The 19,182-nt window shown below is 42.1% G+C and carries 14 protein-coding genes; 8 read left to right on the forward strand and 6 right to left on the reverse strand.

The window, feature by feature from the left end; translation table 11 throughout:
- Positions 1–32: 32 nt before the first annotated feature.
- The gene (locus ACU0NF_RS08745; protein WP_445660845.1) at positions 33–1,403 is read right to left on the reverse strand and encodes a uracil-xanthine permease family protein; all 1,371 of its coding nucleotides are present in this window, start codon (positions 1,401–1,403) and stop codon (positions 33–35) included.
- A 174-nt stretch (positions 1,404–1,577) separates the two neighbouring features.
- Here ACU0NF_RS08745 and typA point away from each other — a divergent pair, with 174 nt between their 5' ends.
- Together typA and mscL are read left to right on the forward strand one after the other, a co-directional pair.
- Positions 1,578–3,413, forward strand: a complete 1,836-nt coding sequence (gene typA, locus ACU0NF_RS08750; RefSeq protein ID WP_131386153.1) for a translational GTPase TypA — start codon at positions 1,578–1,580, stop codon at positions 3,411–3,413.
- Positions 3,414–3,639: 226 nt separating this feature from the next.
- Positions 3,640–4,077, forward strand: a complete 438-nt coding sequence (gene mscL / locus ACU0NF_RS08755; protein WP_445660846.1) for a large conductance mechanosensitive channel protein MscL — start codon at positions 3,640–3,642, stop codon at positions 4,075–4,077.
- A 270-nt stretch (positions 4,078–4,347) separates the two neighbouring features.
- Here the strand turns inward: mscL and ACU0NF_RS08760 are convergent, their stop codons facing one another.
- Positions 4,348–4,629 (reverse strand): peptidylprolyl isomerase, encoded by a 282-nt coding sequence (locus tag ACU0NF_RS08760; RefSeq protein WP_131386149.1) that lies wholly within the window; start codon positions 4,627–4,629, stop codon positions 4,348–4,350.
- Positions 4,626–5,480, reverse strand: coding sequence for a bifunctional DNA-formamidopyrimidine glycosylase/DNA-(apurinic or apyrimidinic site) lyase (gene mutM, locus ACU0NF_RS08765; protein ID WP_445660847.1), 855 nt, complete (start codon positions 5,478–5,480; stop codon positions 4,626–4,628). Before mutM ends, ACU0NF_RS08760 begins: the two co-directional genes overlap by 4 nt.
- 398 nt (positions 5,481–5,878) lie before the next feature.
- On the opposite strand from mutM, the gene ACU0NF_RS08770 reads away from it, so the two are divergent.
- From ACU0NF_RS08770 to ACU0NF_RS08785, 4 genes are all read left to right on the forward strand, one after another.
- On the forward strand, positions 5,879–7,144 hold the full coding sequence (locus ACU0NF_RS08770) for a carbohydrate porin (protein WP_445660848.1): 1,266 nt from the start codon (positions 5,879–5,881) through the stop codon (positions 7,142–7,144).
- Positions 7,145–7,163: 19 nt separating this feature from the next.
- Complete coding sequence (locus ACU0NF_RS08775; RefSeq protein ID WP_445660849.1) at positions 7,164–9,362, forward strand: TonB-dependent receptor domain-containing protein; 2,199 nt, start codon at positions 7,164–7,166, stop codon at positions 9,360–9,362.
- Positions 9,363–9,373: 11 nt separating this feature from the next.
- Positions 9,374–10,489, forward strand: a complete 1,116-nt coding sequence (locus tag ACU0NF_RS08780; RefSeq protein ID WP_445660850.1) for an NADH:flavin oxidoreductase/NADH oxidase — start codon at positions 9,374–9,376, stop codon at positions 10,487–10,489.
- 73 nt (positions 10,490–10,562) lie between these two features.
- The gene (locus ACU0NF_RS08785) at positions 10,563–11,486 is read left to right on the forward strand and encodes an AEC family transporter (RefSeq protein WP_445660851.1); all 924 of its coding nucleotides are present in this window, start codon (positions 10,563–10,565) and stop codon (positions 11,484–11,486) included.
- Positions 11,487–11,544: 58 nt separating this feature from the next.
- On the opposite strand, the gene ACU0NF_RS08790 is transcribed toward ACU0NF_RS08785, so the two are convergent.
- A complete protein-coding gene (locus ACU0NF_RS08790; protein WP_445660852.1) occupies positions 11,545–12,351 on the reverse strand; it encodes a tetratricopeptide repeat protein in 807 nt (268 codons plus the stop codon).
- Between the two features lie 348 nt (positions 12,352–12,699).
- Here ACU0NF_RS08790 and ACU0NF_RS08795 point away from each other — a divergent pair, with 348 nt between their 5' ends.
- Positions 12,700–12,951 carry a hypothetical protein gene (locus tag ACU0NF_RS08795; protein ID WP_445660853.1) on the forward strand — a complete coding sequence of 84 codons (252 nt, stop codon included), beginning with the start codon at positions 12,700–12,702 and terminating at the stop codon, positions 12,949–12,951.
- Between the two features lie 67 nt (positions 12,952–13,018).
- Here the strand turns inward: ACU0NF_RS08795 and ygfZ are convergent, their stop codons facing one another.
- Together ygfZ and ACU0NF_RS08805 are read right to left on the reverse strand one after the other, a co-directional pair.
- Positions 13,019–13,744: a CAF17-like 4Fe-4S cluster assembly/insertion protein YgfZ gene (ygfZ, locus tag ACU0NF_RS08800; RefSeq protein WP_445660854.1), complete on the reverse strand. Its 726-nt coding sequence runs from the start codon at positions 13,742–13,744 to the stop codon at positions 13,019–13,021.
- Positions 13,745–13,872: 128 nt separating this feature from the next.
- Positions 13,873–15,978, reverse strand: a complete 2,106-nt coding sequence (locus ACU0NF_RS08805; protein WP_445660855.1) for a multicopper oxidase family protein — start codon at positions 15,976–15,978, stop codon at positions 13,873–13,875.
- 546 nt (positions 15,979–16,524) lie between these two features.
- Here ACU0NF_RS08805 and acnD point away from each other — a divergent pair.
- A complete protein-coding gene (gene acnD / locus ACU0NF_RS08810) occupies positions 16,525–19,131 on the forward strand; it encodes a Fe/S-dependent 2-methylisocitrate dehydratase AcnD (RefSeq protein WP_445660856.1) in 2,607 nt (868 codons plus the stop codon).
- The last annotated feature ends 51 nt before the right edge of the window (positions 19,132–19,182 follow it).

Raw genomic sequence — 19,182 nt, forward strand, 5'->3', positions numbered from 1 at the left:
CAGTGCTGGGCAGAGTTGATGCTGAAATGAAATTATTTCTTCGATTCAGGAAGAATAATATTTAATAACAATGCTGCAATACCACCTGTCGCAACACCAGAACTGAAGATGTTACGGAATAATTCAGGAAGATGTTCCAGAATTTGTGGAACTTGTGCAACCCCTAAACCAAGGGCAAGCGAGATTGCAATAATCAATAATGCACGACGGTCAAGCTGCACACCTGAAAGGATATTAATCCCTGAAGCTGCAACAGCACCGAACATCACCATAACAGCACCACCCAAAACGGCTTGCGGTACAGCTTGAATGACACCTGCAACTGCAGGAAGCAAGCCAAGAATCACCAGTAATGCTGCAATCCAGATCCCCACATAACGGCTGGCAACACCAGTCAGTTGAATGACACCGTTATTTTGTGCAAATACAGAACTTGGGAAAGTGTTGAAAATACCCGCCAAGAAAGAGTTGGCGCCATTTACAAGTACACCACCTTTAATACGTTCCATCCATTTCGGACCATCTACCGGTTGGTTTGAAATCTTGGAAGTTGCGGTAATGTCACCAATCGCTTCCAGTGATGTCACCAGGTAAATAAATGCCATTGGAATAAACAAGCTCCAGGAGAAGCTTAAACCAAAATGCATTGGGGTTGGAATCTGAACAATTGGGGCATCTTTCAAGCCGGAAAAATCCAGGTGTCCCATGAAACCGGCAAGTGTATAGCCAATAATTAAGGCAATCAAAATTGCCGAGCTTTTTACCCAGGTAATACGGATACGATTCAAGACAATGATAATTGCCAGTACCGTACATGACATGATCAGGTTGTCAGCGTTAGCAAAAGTTTTATCGCTCATCGCCTGGTAGCCACCACCCATACTGATCAGGCCTTCCTTAATTAAGGTCAAACCAATCAGCAGAACAACAATACCGGTAACAAGTGGCGTAATCAGCTTTTTCACCCATGGTAAAATGCGTGAAACACTCATTTCAATAAATGAGCCTGCAATCACCACACCAAAAATAGAAGCCATCACGGCTTCAACCGGGGTGCCCGCAGCGACCATCGCTGAACCAATACCGATAATTGGACCAATAAAGTTAAAGCTGGTGCCTTGAACAATGAGCAAGCCTGCGCCAAAAGGACCGACTTTTTTACATTGTAGAAAGGTTGCAATACCCGAGATCACCAATGACATCGAAAGAATCATGTTGGTGTCTTCTTTTGAAACACCGAGAGCTAAGCAAATCAGCAAACCGGGCGTGACAATTGGGACAATAATTGCAAGTAAATGTTGCAGTGCAGCTAAAAAAGCGATGAAAGGTTTAGGACGATCGTTTAATCCATAGACCAAATCAAGGCGATCTTGTTGCTCGGGAGAGTTATTCAAATCAGACATGTAAGACAGGTACAGCAGCAATTTGTCGTTATTCTAATCGAGTTACAGGACATTACAAATGAAAAAAAGTGTGATTTGTCAAAAAAACTTGTAACTGTCAATAAACTGTCACTACTAAAACTTTGTATTTTTCTGTATAATTTGCCCTCAAATTTAAAGCGTATCGAATTATACATGTCAGATATTAAAACTCTCCGTAACATTGCCATTATTGCGCACGTCGATCATGGTAAAACGACTCTTGTAGACAAACTTTTACAGCAATCAGGTGCTCTTGGCGATCGCGCGGGCGAGATCGAACGTGTGATGGATTCGGGCGCTATCGAGTCTGAACGTGGTATTACCATTCTTGCAAAAAACACTGCAATTAAATGGACCGATGCTCGTACAAACACAGAATACCGTATTAACATCGTGGACACCCCGGGACACGCCGACTTCGGTGGTGAAGTTGAACGTGTACTTTCTATGGTTGACTGCGTATTGCTTCTTGTAGACTCACAAGAAGGTCCAATGCCACAAACTCGTTTCGTAACGCAAAAAGCGTTCGCACGTGGTTTGAAACCAATCGTAATTATCAACAAAGTTGATAAACCAAGCGCGCGTCCAGACTGGGTAATTGACCAAGTATTTGACTTGTTTGATAACCTTGGCGGTACTGACGAACAGTTAGACTTCCCGATTGTTTATGCTTCTGGTCTTCGTGGTGTTGCGGGTCCTTCTCCTGAAGAACTTGCTGATGACATGACTCCATTGTTCCAAACAATTGTAGACATCGTTGAACCACCAGCAGTTGACGTTGACGGTCCATTCCAAATGCAAGTGTCTTCACTTGACTATAACAGCTTCGTTGGTGTTATCGGTGTAGGTCGTATTCAACGTGGTTCAGTTAAATTGAACACACAAGTAACTGTAATTGATAAAGATGGTAAGACTCGTAACGGTCGTATCTTAAAAATTATGGGTTACCACGGTCTTGACCGTGTAGACATCGAAGAAGCGAATGCAGGTGACATCGTTTGTATTACAGGTATTGATGAACTTCATATCTCTGACACAATCTGTGATCCTAAAAACGTTGAAGCTTTACCACCATTGTCTGTAGATGAACCTACAGTATCTATGACATTCCAGGTAAACAACTCACCGTTTGCTGGTCGCGAAGGTAAATTCGTAACTTCACGTAATATCCGTGAACGTCTAGATCGCGAATTAATTCATAACGTAGCATTACGTGTTGAAGATACTGATTCTCCAGATCGTTTCAAAGTATCTGGTCGTGGTGAACTTCACCTTTCAGTTCTAATTGAAAACATGCGCCGTGAAGGTTTCGAGATGGGTGTATCTCGCCCGCAAGTAATCTTGAAAGAGATTGACGGCGCGATGCAAGAACCGTATGAAAACGTAACATTTGACGTTGAAGAACAGCACCAGGGTTCTGTAATGGAACAAATGGGCTTCCGTAAAGGCGAAATGACCAATATGGAAGTTGACGGCAAAGGCCGTATCCGTATTGAAGCAACTGTTCCTTCACGTGGCTTGATCGGTTTCCGTTCTGAATTCTTGACCATGACTTCTGGTACAGGGATCATGACATCAAGCTTCTCGCATTACGGTCCAATGAAACAAGGTACTGTTGCGAAACGTCAAAACGGTGTGTTGGTTTCTATGGTTCAAGGCGTATGTCTTGGCTATGCATTGTTCACACTTCAAGACCGCGGTCGTCTATTTGCACGTCCACAGTTAGAAGTTTATGAAGGTATGATCGTAGGTATTAACTCACGTTCTGACGACATGGCTGTGAACCCGACTAAAGCGAAACAGTTAACTAACGTACGTGCATCTGGTACAGATGAAGCGTTAACTTTAGTACCTGCAATTGAATACACGCTTGAACAAGCGCTTGAATTTATTGAAGATGACGAATTAGTTGAAGTAACACCTAAATCAATCCGTATTCGTAAACGTTGGTTGACTGAAGGCGAACGTAAACGTAACCGTGGTAAATAAGATTTAAAATAATTTTGCTCATTTAGAGTGATGTTATGAAGAAATGCTACCCATTTATGGGTAGCATTTTTTTGTTTGTAATTAGCAATTCCGTATATTCAAAATAAGTAATTCCGAGTAAATTACAAGGAATTATGCGCTGTTATCAGTGCACTGCAATGTGATACAGTTCTCAAAATATTTTAATGAATAAAGAAATAGCTTTAAAGATAAACTGGAGAAAGACATGAGTATTGTTCAAGAATTTAAAGAATTCGCCATTAAAGGCAATATGATGGATTTAGCGATTGGTGTCATCATTGGTGGCGCTTTCAGTAAAATCATTGATTCATTGGTTAAAGACATTATTATGCCTTTAATCACAATCATTACCGGTGGTGGTGTCGACTTCACGCAAAAATTCTTTGTATTAGGCGCTAACCCCGATAATTTACAATCTTTAGATGCCTTAACCAAGGCGGGTATAAACGTACTGACTTACGGTAACTTTTTAACGATTTTAATTAACTTCCTGATCTTGGCGTGGGTCGTGTTCTTGTTGGTTAAACTCATGAACCGTTTACGTAAACAGGAAGGACCGGTAGAGGAAACTCCAACAACTCCAGCCGATATCGAATTGCTTCGCGAAATTCGTGATGAGTTGAAAAAACGTCCACAAGCTTAATTCCTTTTTTTAAAATAAAAACGGCACGATGGGTGCCGTTTTTTTCACCCTCTCCCAATGGGAGATGAGCGGCACTGCCGCGCAAGGGTGAGGGAGTTTAGAATTTTTTCACCTCTCCCTAACCCTCACTTGCGCTAGATCTAAAGCAGTGCTTTATCTCTAGCTCAGGAGAGGGAATTTAGGACACAATAAATCTATATTTAAAAACAGACATCTTCATTACGAAATACATTCCTTATCCCCTAAAAGGAAAGGAATTTTAAATTAGGCTTAATCCATTCGAAACTTAATTTCTAACAAATGCCAGCCAAACTGACTCTTAATCGGGCCATGCAATTCGCGCTCCGCCAGCGTAAACACGGCTTTATCAATTGGGCCGACCAGCTGACCTTTTTTAATTTCCCCAAGCTCACCACCTTTTTTACCCGACGGACAGGTCGAATGCTGTTTGGCAAGTTTGGCAAAATCTGCACCGGCTTTAATTTTCTTTTTCAGCTGTTCAGCCAGCTCTTTATCTTTGACTAAAATATGACGGACAATGGCAGATTTCATGCTTTATTCACTTTAGAGGGAGTCTTGGGCGCTATTTTAACTTTTTTTAAAGGCTGACACTGCGGACAAAATACACTGGCGCGTTGTCCAAGCTTTAAATTTTCCAGAGTGGTTTCACAGTTTACGCACATTTCACCAGCACGACCGTAAGCCAACAAGGTTTGCTGGAAATAACCATTTTCGCCCATTGCATTGGTATAGTCCCGTAGGGTAGAGCCGCCTAAATCAATGGCTTGTTTTAAAATTCGCTTAACTTCGATGACCAGTTTTTCAATTTCAAGACGGGTTAAGCTGGATGCAGGCTGAGCAGGGTGAATGCTCAAATTGAACAGGCTTTCAGTCGCATAAATATTCCCAACGCCGACCACAATATGATTGTCCATAATTGCCACTTTGGCACCGACATTTTTCTTCTGAAACTTTTCCGCTAAATATTCCGCATTGAAGGCATCACTTAAAGGTTCTGGACCTAAAGTATCAATCAGCTTGCTTTGAGACTGTGCATCTAACCATAAAATACAGCCGAAACGACGCGGATCGTGATAACGCAGTTCTGCATCTTCAAACTGAATAATCAAATGGTCATGCTTACGCAATTCCGTGTTGGCATCACACAAACGAAAGCTGCCAGACATGCCTAAATGCCATAGCATAGTGTCGTGTTCAAACTCCGCCAGAATATATTTAGAACGTCGGGTGAGTTTTAGTAATTTTTGTCCCTTAAGTTTTTCAATATCTTCGGGAATAGGCCAGCGTAAACGTGATTCACGGACTTGAACAGAAATAACTTTTTGATCAATTAAAGGCAATAAACTGGTTTTGGTGGTTTCGACTTCTGGTAATTCGGGCATGTTGGATTCTAGTGTGAGTAGATAAAGCTAATATCGGGTTGCAAGAGAGTGAATGCAAGTTTTTATTTTGAAATGCAGTCGGCAAAATTTATGATCTAACTTATAGATATCCCCTTTTAAAATTGGTTAAAAATATACCAATTGGTCTAATTTTAAATGCCATTTTTAACTGGCATCATTATTTTTTAAATTTAATTTTTTATATAATTTATTGAATAATATTAATATATTTAAGTTTAATTAAACTATTGGTTATTTATTTTACTTTACGTATAACTTTTTGTTTTCTCTATGATAAAAAAAATGATGAGATTAATGTTTATAAATTATGTAATTTTCACACAATATATACAATTTATTTGAATTGTAGCCTATCCAACGTTGCTGTGGTTTTCCTTATGAAAAAATTTAGTCTAGCCTTATTACCAACTGTGATGTTGGTTGCCATGACCCAAACTCATGCTGAAAATGCTTTTGATCCAAAGGGTCAATATCTGTTGGGTGACTGGGACGGTAAACGTACTGAACTTGCTGCTCAAGGTATAAAATTTGATGCCAATATTGCGGCTGATGCTGCCTATTTAGCAGACGGCGGTCGTGATGAGGGCAATAGTCCAACTGTAGCAAGCCAGTTATGGTTAGGCTCAAATTTCGATATGGAAAAACTTGCGGGCTGGGATGGCGTGACTATTCGTGCTGCGCTAAGTGCACGTCAAGGGCAAAGTACAACAGCTGATGATTTACAAGATAAAAATGCACCGCAACTTGCAAACGTTCAGGCAAACTTTGGCCGCGGTAACCAAAAAACACGTTTAAGCGAATTGTCGATTGAAAAGAATTTCAAAGAGCAAGGCGTGAGCGTCAAGGTGGGTCGTTTAGGTCTGGGTATGGACTTTAACGTGATGGCCTGCGATTTCCAAAGCACAGCATTTTGTGCTGCGCAAATGGGTAAATGGCAAGGCCTGATTTGGATGAACACACCTGTTGCACAATGGGGTGGTCGTGTGAAATATCAGGTAACGCCTGAAGTGTTTACTCAAGTTGGGGTATATGAATACAACCCTGAAAATGCTTTAGAGCGTCATGGCTGGAATTTGGATACCGATAATGCTGATGGGGTAACCATTCCAGTTGAAGTGGTATGGCAACCTAAATCATTTGTGAATGGTTTGCCGGGTAGCTACCGTGTAGGTGGAATATACAACACTGCAGATGACGCTAAAAATCAATATGACGTTGCTTATGCAAAAGGTGAAGTCGCTGAAGATCGTACCTATGGTGGCTGGTTGGCAGTAGAACAACAATTGACATCGACTGGTGCCGGCCGTCAAGGCTTGCATAGCTTTGCTAACTTTACCTGGCATGACCGTACCACCACCAAAGTGGACAATTCACAACAAATTGGTGTGAAATATATTGGCCTATTCGATTCTCAGCCGAATGATATTTTAGGTCTGGGTGTAAACCGTGTGCACGTAAACGACCGTGTGACTAATACTGCATTTAATGCCAGTGCTGAATACAATGTTGAATTGAACTACAGCTACTATCCAACCAAATGGTTAATGCTTCGCCCAAATATTCAATATGTTATTAACCCAGGCGCTACAAATAACGTAGACGATGCCTTGGTTCTTGGTTTAAGCTCTAAAGTAGTATTCTAATATGACATAGAGAGCGCCCATGCAAGGTAGATATCACCTGATTCCTATCAATCTGACTTTACTTTGCCTGACGGCATGCATCTGCCAAAGCCTCTATGCTGAAACAGGTTCTACGGAACCTGTTTTGTTGCCCACCTTAAAAATAGAAGCGACACGTACAGATACCGACTGGTTGCAAACGCCGGCTTCCGTGTATCGAATTGATCAAAATAACAATGAAAATAATCTCGGTGTCAATTTATCTGAAACCTTAAAAGGGGTTCCCGGCTTACAACTGAATAACCGTGAAAATTACGCGCAGGATTTACAAATCTCTATGCGTGGCTTTGGCGCACGTTCAACTTTTGGGGTACGTGGCATTCGCTTATATCTCGATGGTATTCCAGCCACCATGCCTGATGGTCAGGGGCAAACCTCAAATATTGATCTAGGGAGTCTGGATCATATTGAAGTATTGGGTGGACCCTTTTCATCACTTTATGGTAACTCTTCTGGCGGGACGATTTTAACCAGCACTAAACAAGGCGAAGGTCGAGACTCTATCCAGTTAGGCTACTCCGGCGGTAGTCATGATAAAGGTCGTGCGGATATTGTCTTGCAGGGCGGGGCAGATCAACCCAATGAACCGAGCTATGTTGTAAGTTCATCTTATTTTAATACTGATGGCTACCGTGAGCATAGCGCTGCCAAAAAAGTGTTAAGCAATGCCAAACTGACTTGGGACCTGGATGATGGTTCTAAAGTGAACTGGATTGTAAATCATGTCGATATTAATGCCGATGATCCACAAGGGTTGACCCGAGCTCAATGGAAAGAAAATCCTAAACAGCAAGTCCCATTCTTAAAACAGTTTGATGTTCGTAAAGAAATTAATCAGACCCAAACAGGTTTGACCTGGTCTAAGCCGTTAAATGATCAGCATGAATTATACGGGATGGTTTATGCAGGACATCGTGAAGTCACGCAGTACCAATCAATTCCTAAAGGCGAAACTTCACTAGAATTAGGCTTGGATGATGAAGGTAATCCCATTCCTTCGAGTAGCCAGCAAAACCCTCGACATGCAGGTGGGGTCATTGATTTCTCTCGCGACTATTACGGAACTGATCTGCGCTGGACAGGAAAAGATTTGTTGCCAAATACCCGCTTGACCGCAGGGCTGGCTTTCGATTATATGGATGAAGACCGCCAAGGTTATGAAAACTTTGATGCCAATAACCGGTATGGGGTAAAAGGTAATTTACGCCGTGATGAGAAAAACAGTCTATGGAATCTTGATCCTTATGTTCAGGCTTCATGGCAGTTCTTACCTGCATGGCGTTTAGATACGGGCCTGCGTTATAGTAATGTCCATTACGAATCTAAAGATGCCTATTTTAAGGCAGCTGAATATCCAGCAGATAGTGATAATGGCGATGACAGCGGTAAAAAAGATTATAAAAAGCTGTTGCCTTCAGTTGCACTGACCTGGGAAATGACACCGCAATTCTCGACTTACATGAGTTATGCAAAAGGTTTTGAAACCCCGACTTTTACCGAGATGGCTTATCCAACGGTGGGGACCTCAGGGATCAACTTTGATTTAAATCCTGCAACCAGTGATAACTATGAATTGGGCTTAAAATCTCAAAATCGTTTCGGTAATTTCACGGCAGCCGTGTTCCAAAGTGAAACACAGAATGACATTGTTTCAGGCGAATCGAACAATGGGCGTAATACTTTCCGCAATGCCGATAAAACCTTGCGCCAAGGCGTTGAGTTGTCATGGAATAAAAAGCTCTGGCGTGATTTGACTGCCCAAGCCAGTTATAGCTTTATTGATGCTACTTTTGATGCAGACATTTCCAATACCGATCCTGCAAAGGTTGTGGCGAAAGGAAATTACATTCCGGGTGTCGCTAAAAATCAGGCTTTTGCCGCTTTGGCTTGGCAACCTGAAACTGGCTTTAATGCAGGACTAGATGTTCGCTATATCGATAAATTATATGTCGATGACATCAATTCAGATGCTGCACCAAGTTATACCCTCACCAGTGCCAATGTCGGTTATGTCTGGAAAAATGCAGACTGGAAAGTGCGTACTTTTGCACGCGTTGATAATTTATTTGATGAAGAGTATGTAGGCTCTGTCATTGTTAATGACGGGAATGGCCGTTTCTTTGAACCAGCGGATGGCTTGAACTGGAGCGCAGGTTTAAGCCTAACTAAAGCATTTTAAGGAGAATAAGTGTGTCTTTATTATTTGAATCCATCCAATTTGGCTCTTTAAAACTTGATAATAAAATTGTGGTTGCGCCGATGTGCCAGTATTCGGCAACTGAACAGGGCGAAGTGACCTATTGGCATGAACAGCAATGGGCAAATTATGCATTATCTGGTGCGGGTTTATGCATTATTGAAGCGACTGCCGTTCAGCCTGAAGGACGAATCAGTTATGCAGATTTGGGATTGTGGAATGACTTGCAACGTGCCCAAATGAAAGCGCTGTTGGCTAAAGTGAAATCTTTATCTCCTATGCCTTTTGGTATTCAATTGGCGCATGCTGGCCGCAAAGCCTCTACCGATAAACCCTGGGATGGAAAAGGTCAATTTAAGCCGGATGAAGCTCATGGCTGGCAAACCGTTTCAGCCAGTGATTTGCCATTTAACCCAACCGATCATCCACCGCATGCGCTGAGTAAAGATGAAATCCAGAAAGTGATTCAGGACTTTACCGATGCTGCTGTGCGTGCTGTAAATGCCGGATTTGATTTGATTGAAGTGCATGCAGCCCATGGTTATCTGTTACATCAATTTATGTCGCCATTGTCGAACAAGCGTACTGATGAATATGGCGGTAGTTTTGAAAATCGTATTCGTCTAACGCTTGAGGTTTTTCAGGCAATTAAAAATGTAGTACCGCATAATTATCCAGTTGGGGTGCGTATTTCCGCGACTGACTGGATGGATGGAGAATACAGTTGGGATGTTGAATCTTCGGTCGGTTTATCCAAAGCTTTAGAGCAGTTGGATGCGGTCTATATTCATGTTTCAAGTGGCGGTCTGCATGCCAAGCAAGAGATTAAGATTGGGGCCAATTATCAGGTGCCTTTTGCTGAAGCCATAAAGAAAATGGTTCAGATTCCAGTGATTGCAGTGGGACTGATTACAGAAGCCGAGCAAGCTGAAAGTATTTTACAATCCGAGCAAGCCGATGCGATTGCTCTGGCTCGTGCCATGCTTTATGAGCCACGTTGGCCTTGGCATGCAGCAGCGACCTTGGGTGCGCATATAAAAATTGCACCCCAATATCTGCGCTGTCAGCCGCATGGTGTGAAATCTCTGTTTGAACCCTTTCAAAAATAAAATTTGTTTGTAAAAATGCAGTGATTGAGCAGCGCTAAGTTTGGCTAACAATAAAGAGCAATAAGGAGCAGTTGTGGTTTTAAGTGTGATTTTACCCATCTGCCTGCTGCTTCTATTGGGATTTATCTGTGTAAAATTCGACTTTATTTTAGCCGAGCACATAAAAGGCTTAAGTCAGTTTGTTTTTAAAATCTCTTTACCTGCATTTTTGCTGCAAGCCTTAGCCAGTAAGCGTTTTGATGAAATCTGGAATTCCAGTTATTTCATCGCCTATGGCGGCGGTTCACTGATTATTTTTGCACTTGCCTTTTTGTTGTACCGCAAATTTTTCCACTGTCGTCTAACCGAATCTGGGGTGTTGTCCATGGGTGCTTCCATGTCCAATACCGGTTTTATTGGCACAGCAATCCTGACAATGCTGATTGGGCAACATGCAGCAATTTATCTTTCTCTGACCCTGATTATTGAAAATTTATTGATTGTAGCGTTGACGCTGATTATTGCTGAAGCAGGGATACATCAACATAGGGCGACATCGCAGGTGCTTAAGCAGACCTTGCACAATGTGATTAAAAATCCGGTCATTCTTTCGATTATATTTGGCATGTTGTGCGTGGTCTTGAATATTCATCTTCCATCTTATCTGGTTCAGGCGTTGGAGATGTTGGGTAAAACCGCATCTCCGATTGCCTTATTTGTGATTGGTGGAAGCCTGGTTGGCATGAGTTTAAAAGTTGTCGATCTGCAAAGTGTAATTTTGGTCGGAATTAAAATAGTCTTGATGCCGCTGACCATTTTTGCGTTATTGAGTATTTTACCGAACGTCAGTCAAGAAATGCTTTATGCCGGGACATTGCTTGCAGCACTGCCGATGCCGATTGTGTTTGGAATTATGGGACAGCACTATGGACTCAGTGATAAGGCACTCAGCGCTTTAATGTTAAGCACGATATTGGGCTTTATGCTGCTCAGCGGTCTGATTGCCATGTGGTGGTAACAGATTCTTCCAGTCATAAAAAAGCCCCACATTAAGGGGCTTTTTTATTGGAGAAAATTTAGCTTTTCTTGGCCGCTTTTGCTGGATTTTTCGCTTGTTCAGCAATCATTTTATCCACTGCTGCTAAAGATTCCTTGGCTTGCGGTATATTTTCTTTGGCTAGGGCAGAGAAAATTTTCTTCGCTTCAGGCAGGTTTTGCGGAACAATATTGCCATTTGCAAACATATTCGCCACTGCCATAAGAGCAGGGATGTAGCCTTTTTGTGCTAAGTCCTGAATACTTTTTAAGCCTTGTTTAATTGGCGCTTCACTTTTATTTTTAAAGCCCAGACTAATGTCATATAAGGCTTTGGCATGGATCGCTTGATAGTTGTCTTTTTTAATTAAAGGATCTAATTTTTGTAAAGCCATTTTATCTGAGGCAGGTGTACCTTCAGCAAAAAGTAAAACGGCTAAATCGACAGTAGCATCAGCAAACCCTTGGTCAGATGCTTTCTGCAAATACTGCTTGGCTTTTTTAGTGTCTTGTTTAAGGCCTAAAGTTCCGCCAACGTAGTTTTTACCCAATACATAGTTGGCAACCGGATAACCTTTGCTTGCGGCCTCTTCATACAGTTTAATGGCTTTTTTCTCATCTTTGGCTGTGCCTTGACCGGTTTGAGTCAGATAGCCTAAGTTATAAATGGCTTGAGGGTTACCCGCTTTGGCCAATTTGTCCAGTTCCTGGTATGCACCCTTCATATCGTTGGCTTTGACCAATGCCTCAATTTTGGCAAATGCAGGATCAACCGAGTTGGTTGCCATTTCTGCCATTGCAAGATGTGAAGATAAGGCGATGATGCTGGCAAGTATAATTTTTTTCATAGTTTTATAACCTTTTTATAAACAATCACATAATTCCATTTATGTGTTTAAGAATGTATGTGGAAGACTCAATACAACATCATAAGTTTAATTATGTGAATGTAAATACATGATTTGTGTATTGCAATAAAATTTTGTTGGTATCTATATAATAACTGCCTAGTAAATAGTGAGTCATTTAAATCGGCCTTAAGTACTTTCCGTTTTAACATGAATTGTTTTTCTATAGTTAGAATTTTACTTCAAGTGAAATTTTATGCCATAAAAGGGCTTGGAGAAGGCAACTTCACTTTGCTTTTTTCTCAATGTTTGTTTAAATCGCAACTGAATAAAATTGTGAGTATATGAATGTTCATCAAAGCGATTAAACGGGCATATGATCAGATTAATCTGGATGAAAGCATTGCAGATGAAGACAAATTTGACGCATTGCTGATGAGATTAGGCAAAAACTTTTTGGTGAGCAAAGAAGACCGCGTTTATATCTTTGAGCATGAAGGAAACACTGCACGTATTGATGCAAAACATGCACGTGCATTTCATTTTAAAGAGTATGTGATTAAAGACATGAACAAACTTTTTCACGATTTTAATTTGTGATTGAAAAAGCCTCCGATTTTGGAGGCTTTTTAATGATGTTTTAAAAATGATATTTTAAACTTGAATATTATTGCGGGCGTGCTACATCACCATTTAAAGCTTCAGGTAGGCCTAAAACCTGTAATCCAAGCTCAGTAATCGCCGCAGGTTTTGCAACAACCAGTGCTTTATAACCAGCATCAACAGCAATGCTATTTACCACTTCCACATCATTACTCAATTTGCTTGCAGCAGCAGGAACTTCATCTGTGCCTTGAACCAGATGCAACCAGTGTTTGGGTTTGGCCTTAAACCAGAGACGCGCAATAATTTCCTGACCCAAATAACAGCCCTTGTCGTAATGCACGCCTTCACGCTGATGCAAGCGAAGTTCTTGTGGCTGGAACTCTTGTGATGTGCTGGCATCAATCCAGGCTTGACCTGCTTCGATCGCTTGAAGTTGCCACGTTGCAATATCGGTTTCAGTTGCAGAAAAGTCGGTGGTGTCCCCATTGAGCGTAGGGAAAACCGGACCGACCTGTTCCAGTTTCATTTTTGAAAATGCACCAAATTTTTTAATGTGTTTGGAAAATTCTTCAGCCTGATCTTGAGTCGTCACAATTTCAAAACTTTCCGGATTGATTTTTTTGAGCCATAAACCAAACTGAATACGGCCTTTTAAACTACAGATTGCTGTATAGCGAGTCAGGTTTTCTGCTAAGGCTTCGGTATTTAAAGTCACTTGACCTTGAAGGAATTTTTGCGCATCTACACCATTTAAAGTGAAGGATGTAAAAGCAGTAGACGTTGTCATGCTTGGCCTCAGTTTCAATACAACAAATCAATCAAGCTATTGTGCAGCAAGCACTAAATAGAGGCAAATAAAAAAGCCAACAATATAAATTGCTGGCTGTTGTGACGCAGGAATGAAGCAGAAAGGAATTAGTGATGAGAAGCCGGTAAAGGCGAATCACAACGATATTTGTCTCCACAGATTCGCACCGTTTGCATCATGCCTTGATCTTCATGGTCCAGAATATGACAGTGCTGGACAAAATCACCTTCAAACTTTTTGTACTTGCTTCTGGCAATGATGCGATAGCCCTGTTTCACAAAGATCGTATCTTTGAACAGTCCTTTTAAACCCCGGTATTGCGAATCAACAGCGCCTTCCGGACCATCTTTCACGTCGTTATCTGCCACACTGACATCATTGCCTCTAGGATCTAAAATTTTGACAATCTGGAAAGGGTTAACGTGAATATGGAAAGGATGGGTTGCATTGTCACTGGTAATTTCCCATTCATCGGTTTGCCCCAGTGCTAACTGACGGACATATTGACCCTCAATGGCTCCCGGTCCTTCAAACAGGTCTGCATAACTGATGATCGTTCTATCGTTTTCATCATGACGCATACCGAATTTACCTGTCGCAAAGTTGATTGAAAAGGCATTGAACTGTTTGGGTCTTGCAGCGACAGCCTGATCTATTTCTGGGGTCATCAGTGACTCATGATCTGTAAATGCAGAAAGATTAAGTTGCGACAACTGAGTCTGAATCTCTTTGCTTAAGCCTATTTTCTTCGCCTGATCTTTCAGGTACTCGGCAGCTGTTTGTCCCTTCACTTTGCTGGCATTTACATTGACCCATCCAATCAGTTGGGCATTTAAAGGATTGGTTGGCGCGATTTGCGGTTGTGGGTTTGGCAATGGCGCATTAATTTGATCATCCACATTTAACCGCATGTCATAAATACAGTATTTATTAGTGGTCGGGAAGGCAACCATGGCATCGTGACGATAACCCGGCTGGAATACAGAAAGCGTTCTGCTTTGTACGTAATTCATGGTTAAACCATCTTGAGCAATGGTGTTCACAGTTAAACTTTTTAGCTGGTCAAACTGTGCCTTTTTATCAGCGGCTTGATATTCTGAACAGGCTTTAATGGTTTGTGCGGCAGTATACTTTTTAGAATTCGGCAATTCTTTAATCATCAAGCCAATGGTATCTCGAATACCGCCATGAATCATGCGCCAGCGATTAAATTGGTTCTGATCTACCTTCATCTCACCTAAAATTTTGCCATTGATGGAGGTATAATAATTGTTGTCTCCCCAGGAGGTGAATGCTCCCAGACCAGAATAATCTTCCAGAAGGCCGACACAATTCTTGGGATCTTTAGAAGAACTGTCAGGATTGGTGCAATGGTACTGAATTTGCTGGAACAGCAGGATATTTTCATTCTGATCGCTATTTTTGGCTTTATCTTTCCAGAGAATGTCAATATCGCCGGTTTCAGTGATTTTGCCATTTTTAATTTTCGGCACTCTGGAGCCTTCAACAATTAGAGGACCTGCCATACCACTGGACACCTGAATGGCGGTTGAGCCATGCAGATGTGCATGATACCAATAGGTACCTGCAGGATGGTTTTTTTCAATTTTGTACTGATAATCAAATTTTTCTTTGGGTGCAAATTTCAGGAAAACATTATCACTGTTGCCTTGGGGACTTACCCACAAGCCATGCGTATGGATATTGGTGGTATTGAAACAATGCGGTTCATTAACATTTTCCACATGGTGTGGACAGGTATCTGCCGATTCAACAGGGAGCTGGTTATTTAGGTTGATTGCAAGCGTTTCACCTTGTTTTACACGAATTTGCGGACCCACCAGCAGGTCATTGACGTAATCACCGGCTTTCTTTTTATTAAATAGACTAGGTTTGGTTAAATAACCACGCAGCAGCACCTGATCCCATAATCCGGTATTGGGGTTGTATAACTTGTTCGATTTATAGGCCACGATAAGTTCATATTTACCCTTGGCATTTTTTTGTAATAAGGGTGGGTTGCTAATCACGGTATCCGATGCGGTTGGAAGGGGATGCGCCGGATGTGAAGGGTTGGATGGATGTGAAGGATTAGATGGGTTGGCAGGGTTAGATGGGTTGGCAGGGTTAGATGGATTATTGCCACCTTTCCAACTCTGTATCAATAGTGCTAATACAGCAGCGATGACTCCAATAATGGCTATTTTTAACATTTGATCTCACCTTTATCTTTTTTTGTACTTGGAATATTTCTTGAAGAGCGAAATTTTAATTGTTTAATTCTTCTTAACTATATTGAGAACCAGTTCACTAAAAAAGAGGTGGGTTGAAAGATACGACGAGTGACAAATAGGCGGAAAAGGATGTCCTAAAGGCCAGATCAAAATAATTTATCAATATCATTCGATATTTTATAAAAAACAAGTTTAGGAATACTAAACTATGCATGTAAATAAGAAAATTTTAAGTAACATAATAAAAGGGCAGATTCAGGTTGTTTTTTATCCTAAAAAACGCATCTAATACTAAAGAATGAGGCTGATTTCCTGCTGTTTTTCCCAAAAATGCATATTTAGAGCAAATATTCCAAGGGTTATGTAACTAAATATTTCTAAAAATGCGGTTTTTTATATTAAATTGTTGAAATATATAAGATTTGGGAAATGGCTTTTTCACAGCGTACAATGCCATCGAAGCAATTGTGACTCGTCAACAACAATTACGTAGTAAAGAAAAATGATTCAAGAGGCAGGTAAGCTATGAACAACAACTACCGTAAACCGCTGCAAGGCACCCAGCTCGAATATTTTGACGTGCGCCAAGCCGTAGAAGATATTCAGCCAGGCGCATATGCCAAACTTCCTTATACGTCCAAAGTACTTGCAGAACAGTTGGTACGCCGTTGTGATCCAGCCATTTTAGAGCAGTCATTAAAACAACTGATTGAACGCAAACAAGATCACGATTTTCCTTGGTATCCGGCACGTGTAGTCTGCCATGACATCTTGGGTCAAACCGCACTTGTAGACTTGGCAGGCTTGCGTGATGCGATTGCCGACCAGGGCGGTGACCCGTCAAAAGTAAATCCGGTTGTGCCAACACAGCTTATCGTCGACCATTCATTGGCAGTAGAGTTCGGTGGTTCAGATCCTGAGGCTTTTGATAAAAACCGTGCCATTGAAGACCGTCGTAATGAAGACCGTTTTCATTTTATTGAATGGACCAAAACAGCCTTTGAAAATGTCGATGTAATTCCAGCCGGTAACGGCATCATGCACCAGATCAACCTGGAGAAAATGTCTCCGGTGATTCAAAACCGTGGTGGCGTGGCGTATCCGGACACTTGCGTAGGAACAGACTCGCATACTCCACATACCGATGCTTTGGGCGTAATCTCAATTGGTGTGGGTGGCTTAGAAGCTGAAAACGTGATGCTGGGCCGTGCATCGTGGATGCGTCTACCGGATATTATTGGTGTAGAGTTGGTCGGTCAGCGTCAGGCGGGCATTACTGCAACCGATATCGTATTGGCTTTAACTGAATTCTTGCGTAAAGAACGTGTGGTCGGTGCCTATCTTGAATTCTTCGGTGAAGGTGCAGACAGCATGTCAGTAGGTGATCGTGCGACGATTTCCAACATGACCCCTGAATATGGCGCAACTGCGGCCATGTTCTACATCGACCAGAACACCATTGATTATCTGACTTTAACCGGTCGTGAAGCAGAACAAGTGAAACTGGTTGAAGCCTACGCTAAAGAAATTGGTCTTTGGGCATCCGAAATGAAACAGGCGGAATATCCGCGTGTACTTCGTTTCGACTTGTCGACTGTGACCCGTAACATTGCAGGTCCATCAAATCCGCATGCGCGTGTATCAACAGCTGATCTTAAAGAAAAAGGCATTGCCGGTGTGGTTGAACAGCGTACCGACGGTTTAATGCCAGATGGTGCGGTGATTATCGCGGCCATTACCTCTTGTACCAATACTTCAAACCCGCGTAATACCGTTGCGGCCGGTTTGCTTGCACGTAAGGCAAATGAACTGGGCTTAACCCGTAAGCCTTGGGTAAAATCATCTTTTGCACCGGGTTCTAAAACCGCAGCACTTTACCTTGAAGAAGCGGGTGTATTGCAGGATTTAGAAAAACTTGGCTTTGGGATCGTGGCGTATGCCTGCACGACTTGTAACGGTATGTCTGGCGCATTAGATCCAAAAATTCAGCAAGAAATTATTGACCGTGACCTGTACGCAACTGCGGTACTTTCAGGGAATCGTAACTTCGATGGCCGTATCCATCCTTATGCTAAACAGGCATTCTTGGCATCTCCGCCATTAGTGGTTGCTTATGCGATTGCCGGTACGATTCGTTTTGACATCGAAAAAGATTCGCTAGGCAACGATAAAGACGGTAATCCAATTTACCTGAAAGACATCTGGCCATCGGATGCTGAAATTGATGCCTTGGTGAAAAAGTCAGTAAAACCTGAACAGTTCCGTAAAATCTACATTCCGATGTTTGATTTGGGCGAGCGAGTAAAATCGGTAAGTCCGCTATATGACTGGCGTCCGCAAAGTACCTATATCCGCCGTCCGCCGTATTGGGAAGGCGCACTTGCTGCACCGCGTACTTTAAGCAATATGCGTCCGCTCGCTATTTTGGGTGATAACATCACCACCGACCATTTATCTCCATCGAATGCGATTGTATTAGACAGTGCATCAGGAGAGTATTTGGCGAAAATGGGCGTGCCTGAAGAAGACTTCAACTCTTACGCAACCCACCGCGGTGACCACTTGACTGCACAGCGTGCGACTTTGGCAAATCCGAAACTGTTTAATGAAATGGTGGTTCGTTCCGACGGCACAATTAAGCAAGGTTCGAAAGCGCGTGTAGAGCCGGAAGGCGAAGTAATGCGTATGTGGGAAGCGATTGAAACCTACATGAACCGTAAACAGCCTTTGATTGTGATTGCAGGTAAGGATTATGGTCAAGGTTCAAGCCGTGACTGGGCTGCGAAAGGCGTTCGTCTTGCCGGTGTGGAAGCAATTGTAGCTGAAGGTTTTGAGCGTATTCACCGTACCAACTTAGTCGGTATGGGCGTATTACCGCTTGAGTTTAAACCGGGTACAGACCGCAAAACATTAAAGTTAGATGGTACTGAGCTATATAGCGTGATTGGCAACATTGCCCCACGTTCGACTTTGACTTTGGTGGTTGAGCGTGCAACGGTTGATGGTAAGAGCGAAACGATTGAAGTGCCAGTCACTTGTCGTTTAGATACGGAAGAAGAAGTGCATGTGTATGAAGCGGGTGGTGTATTACAACGCTTTGCACAGGACTTTTTAGAAGGGCAAGTCGCTTAGTAGATTGTTCTAAAAGTGATTGATATTGTTTGAAAAAGACCCTACTGTGAA

Source organism: Acinetobacter sp. F16, from assembly GCF_052712855.1.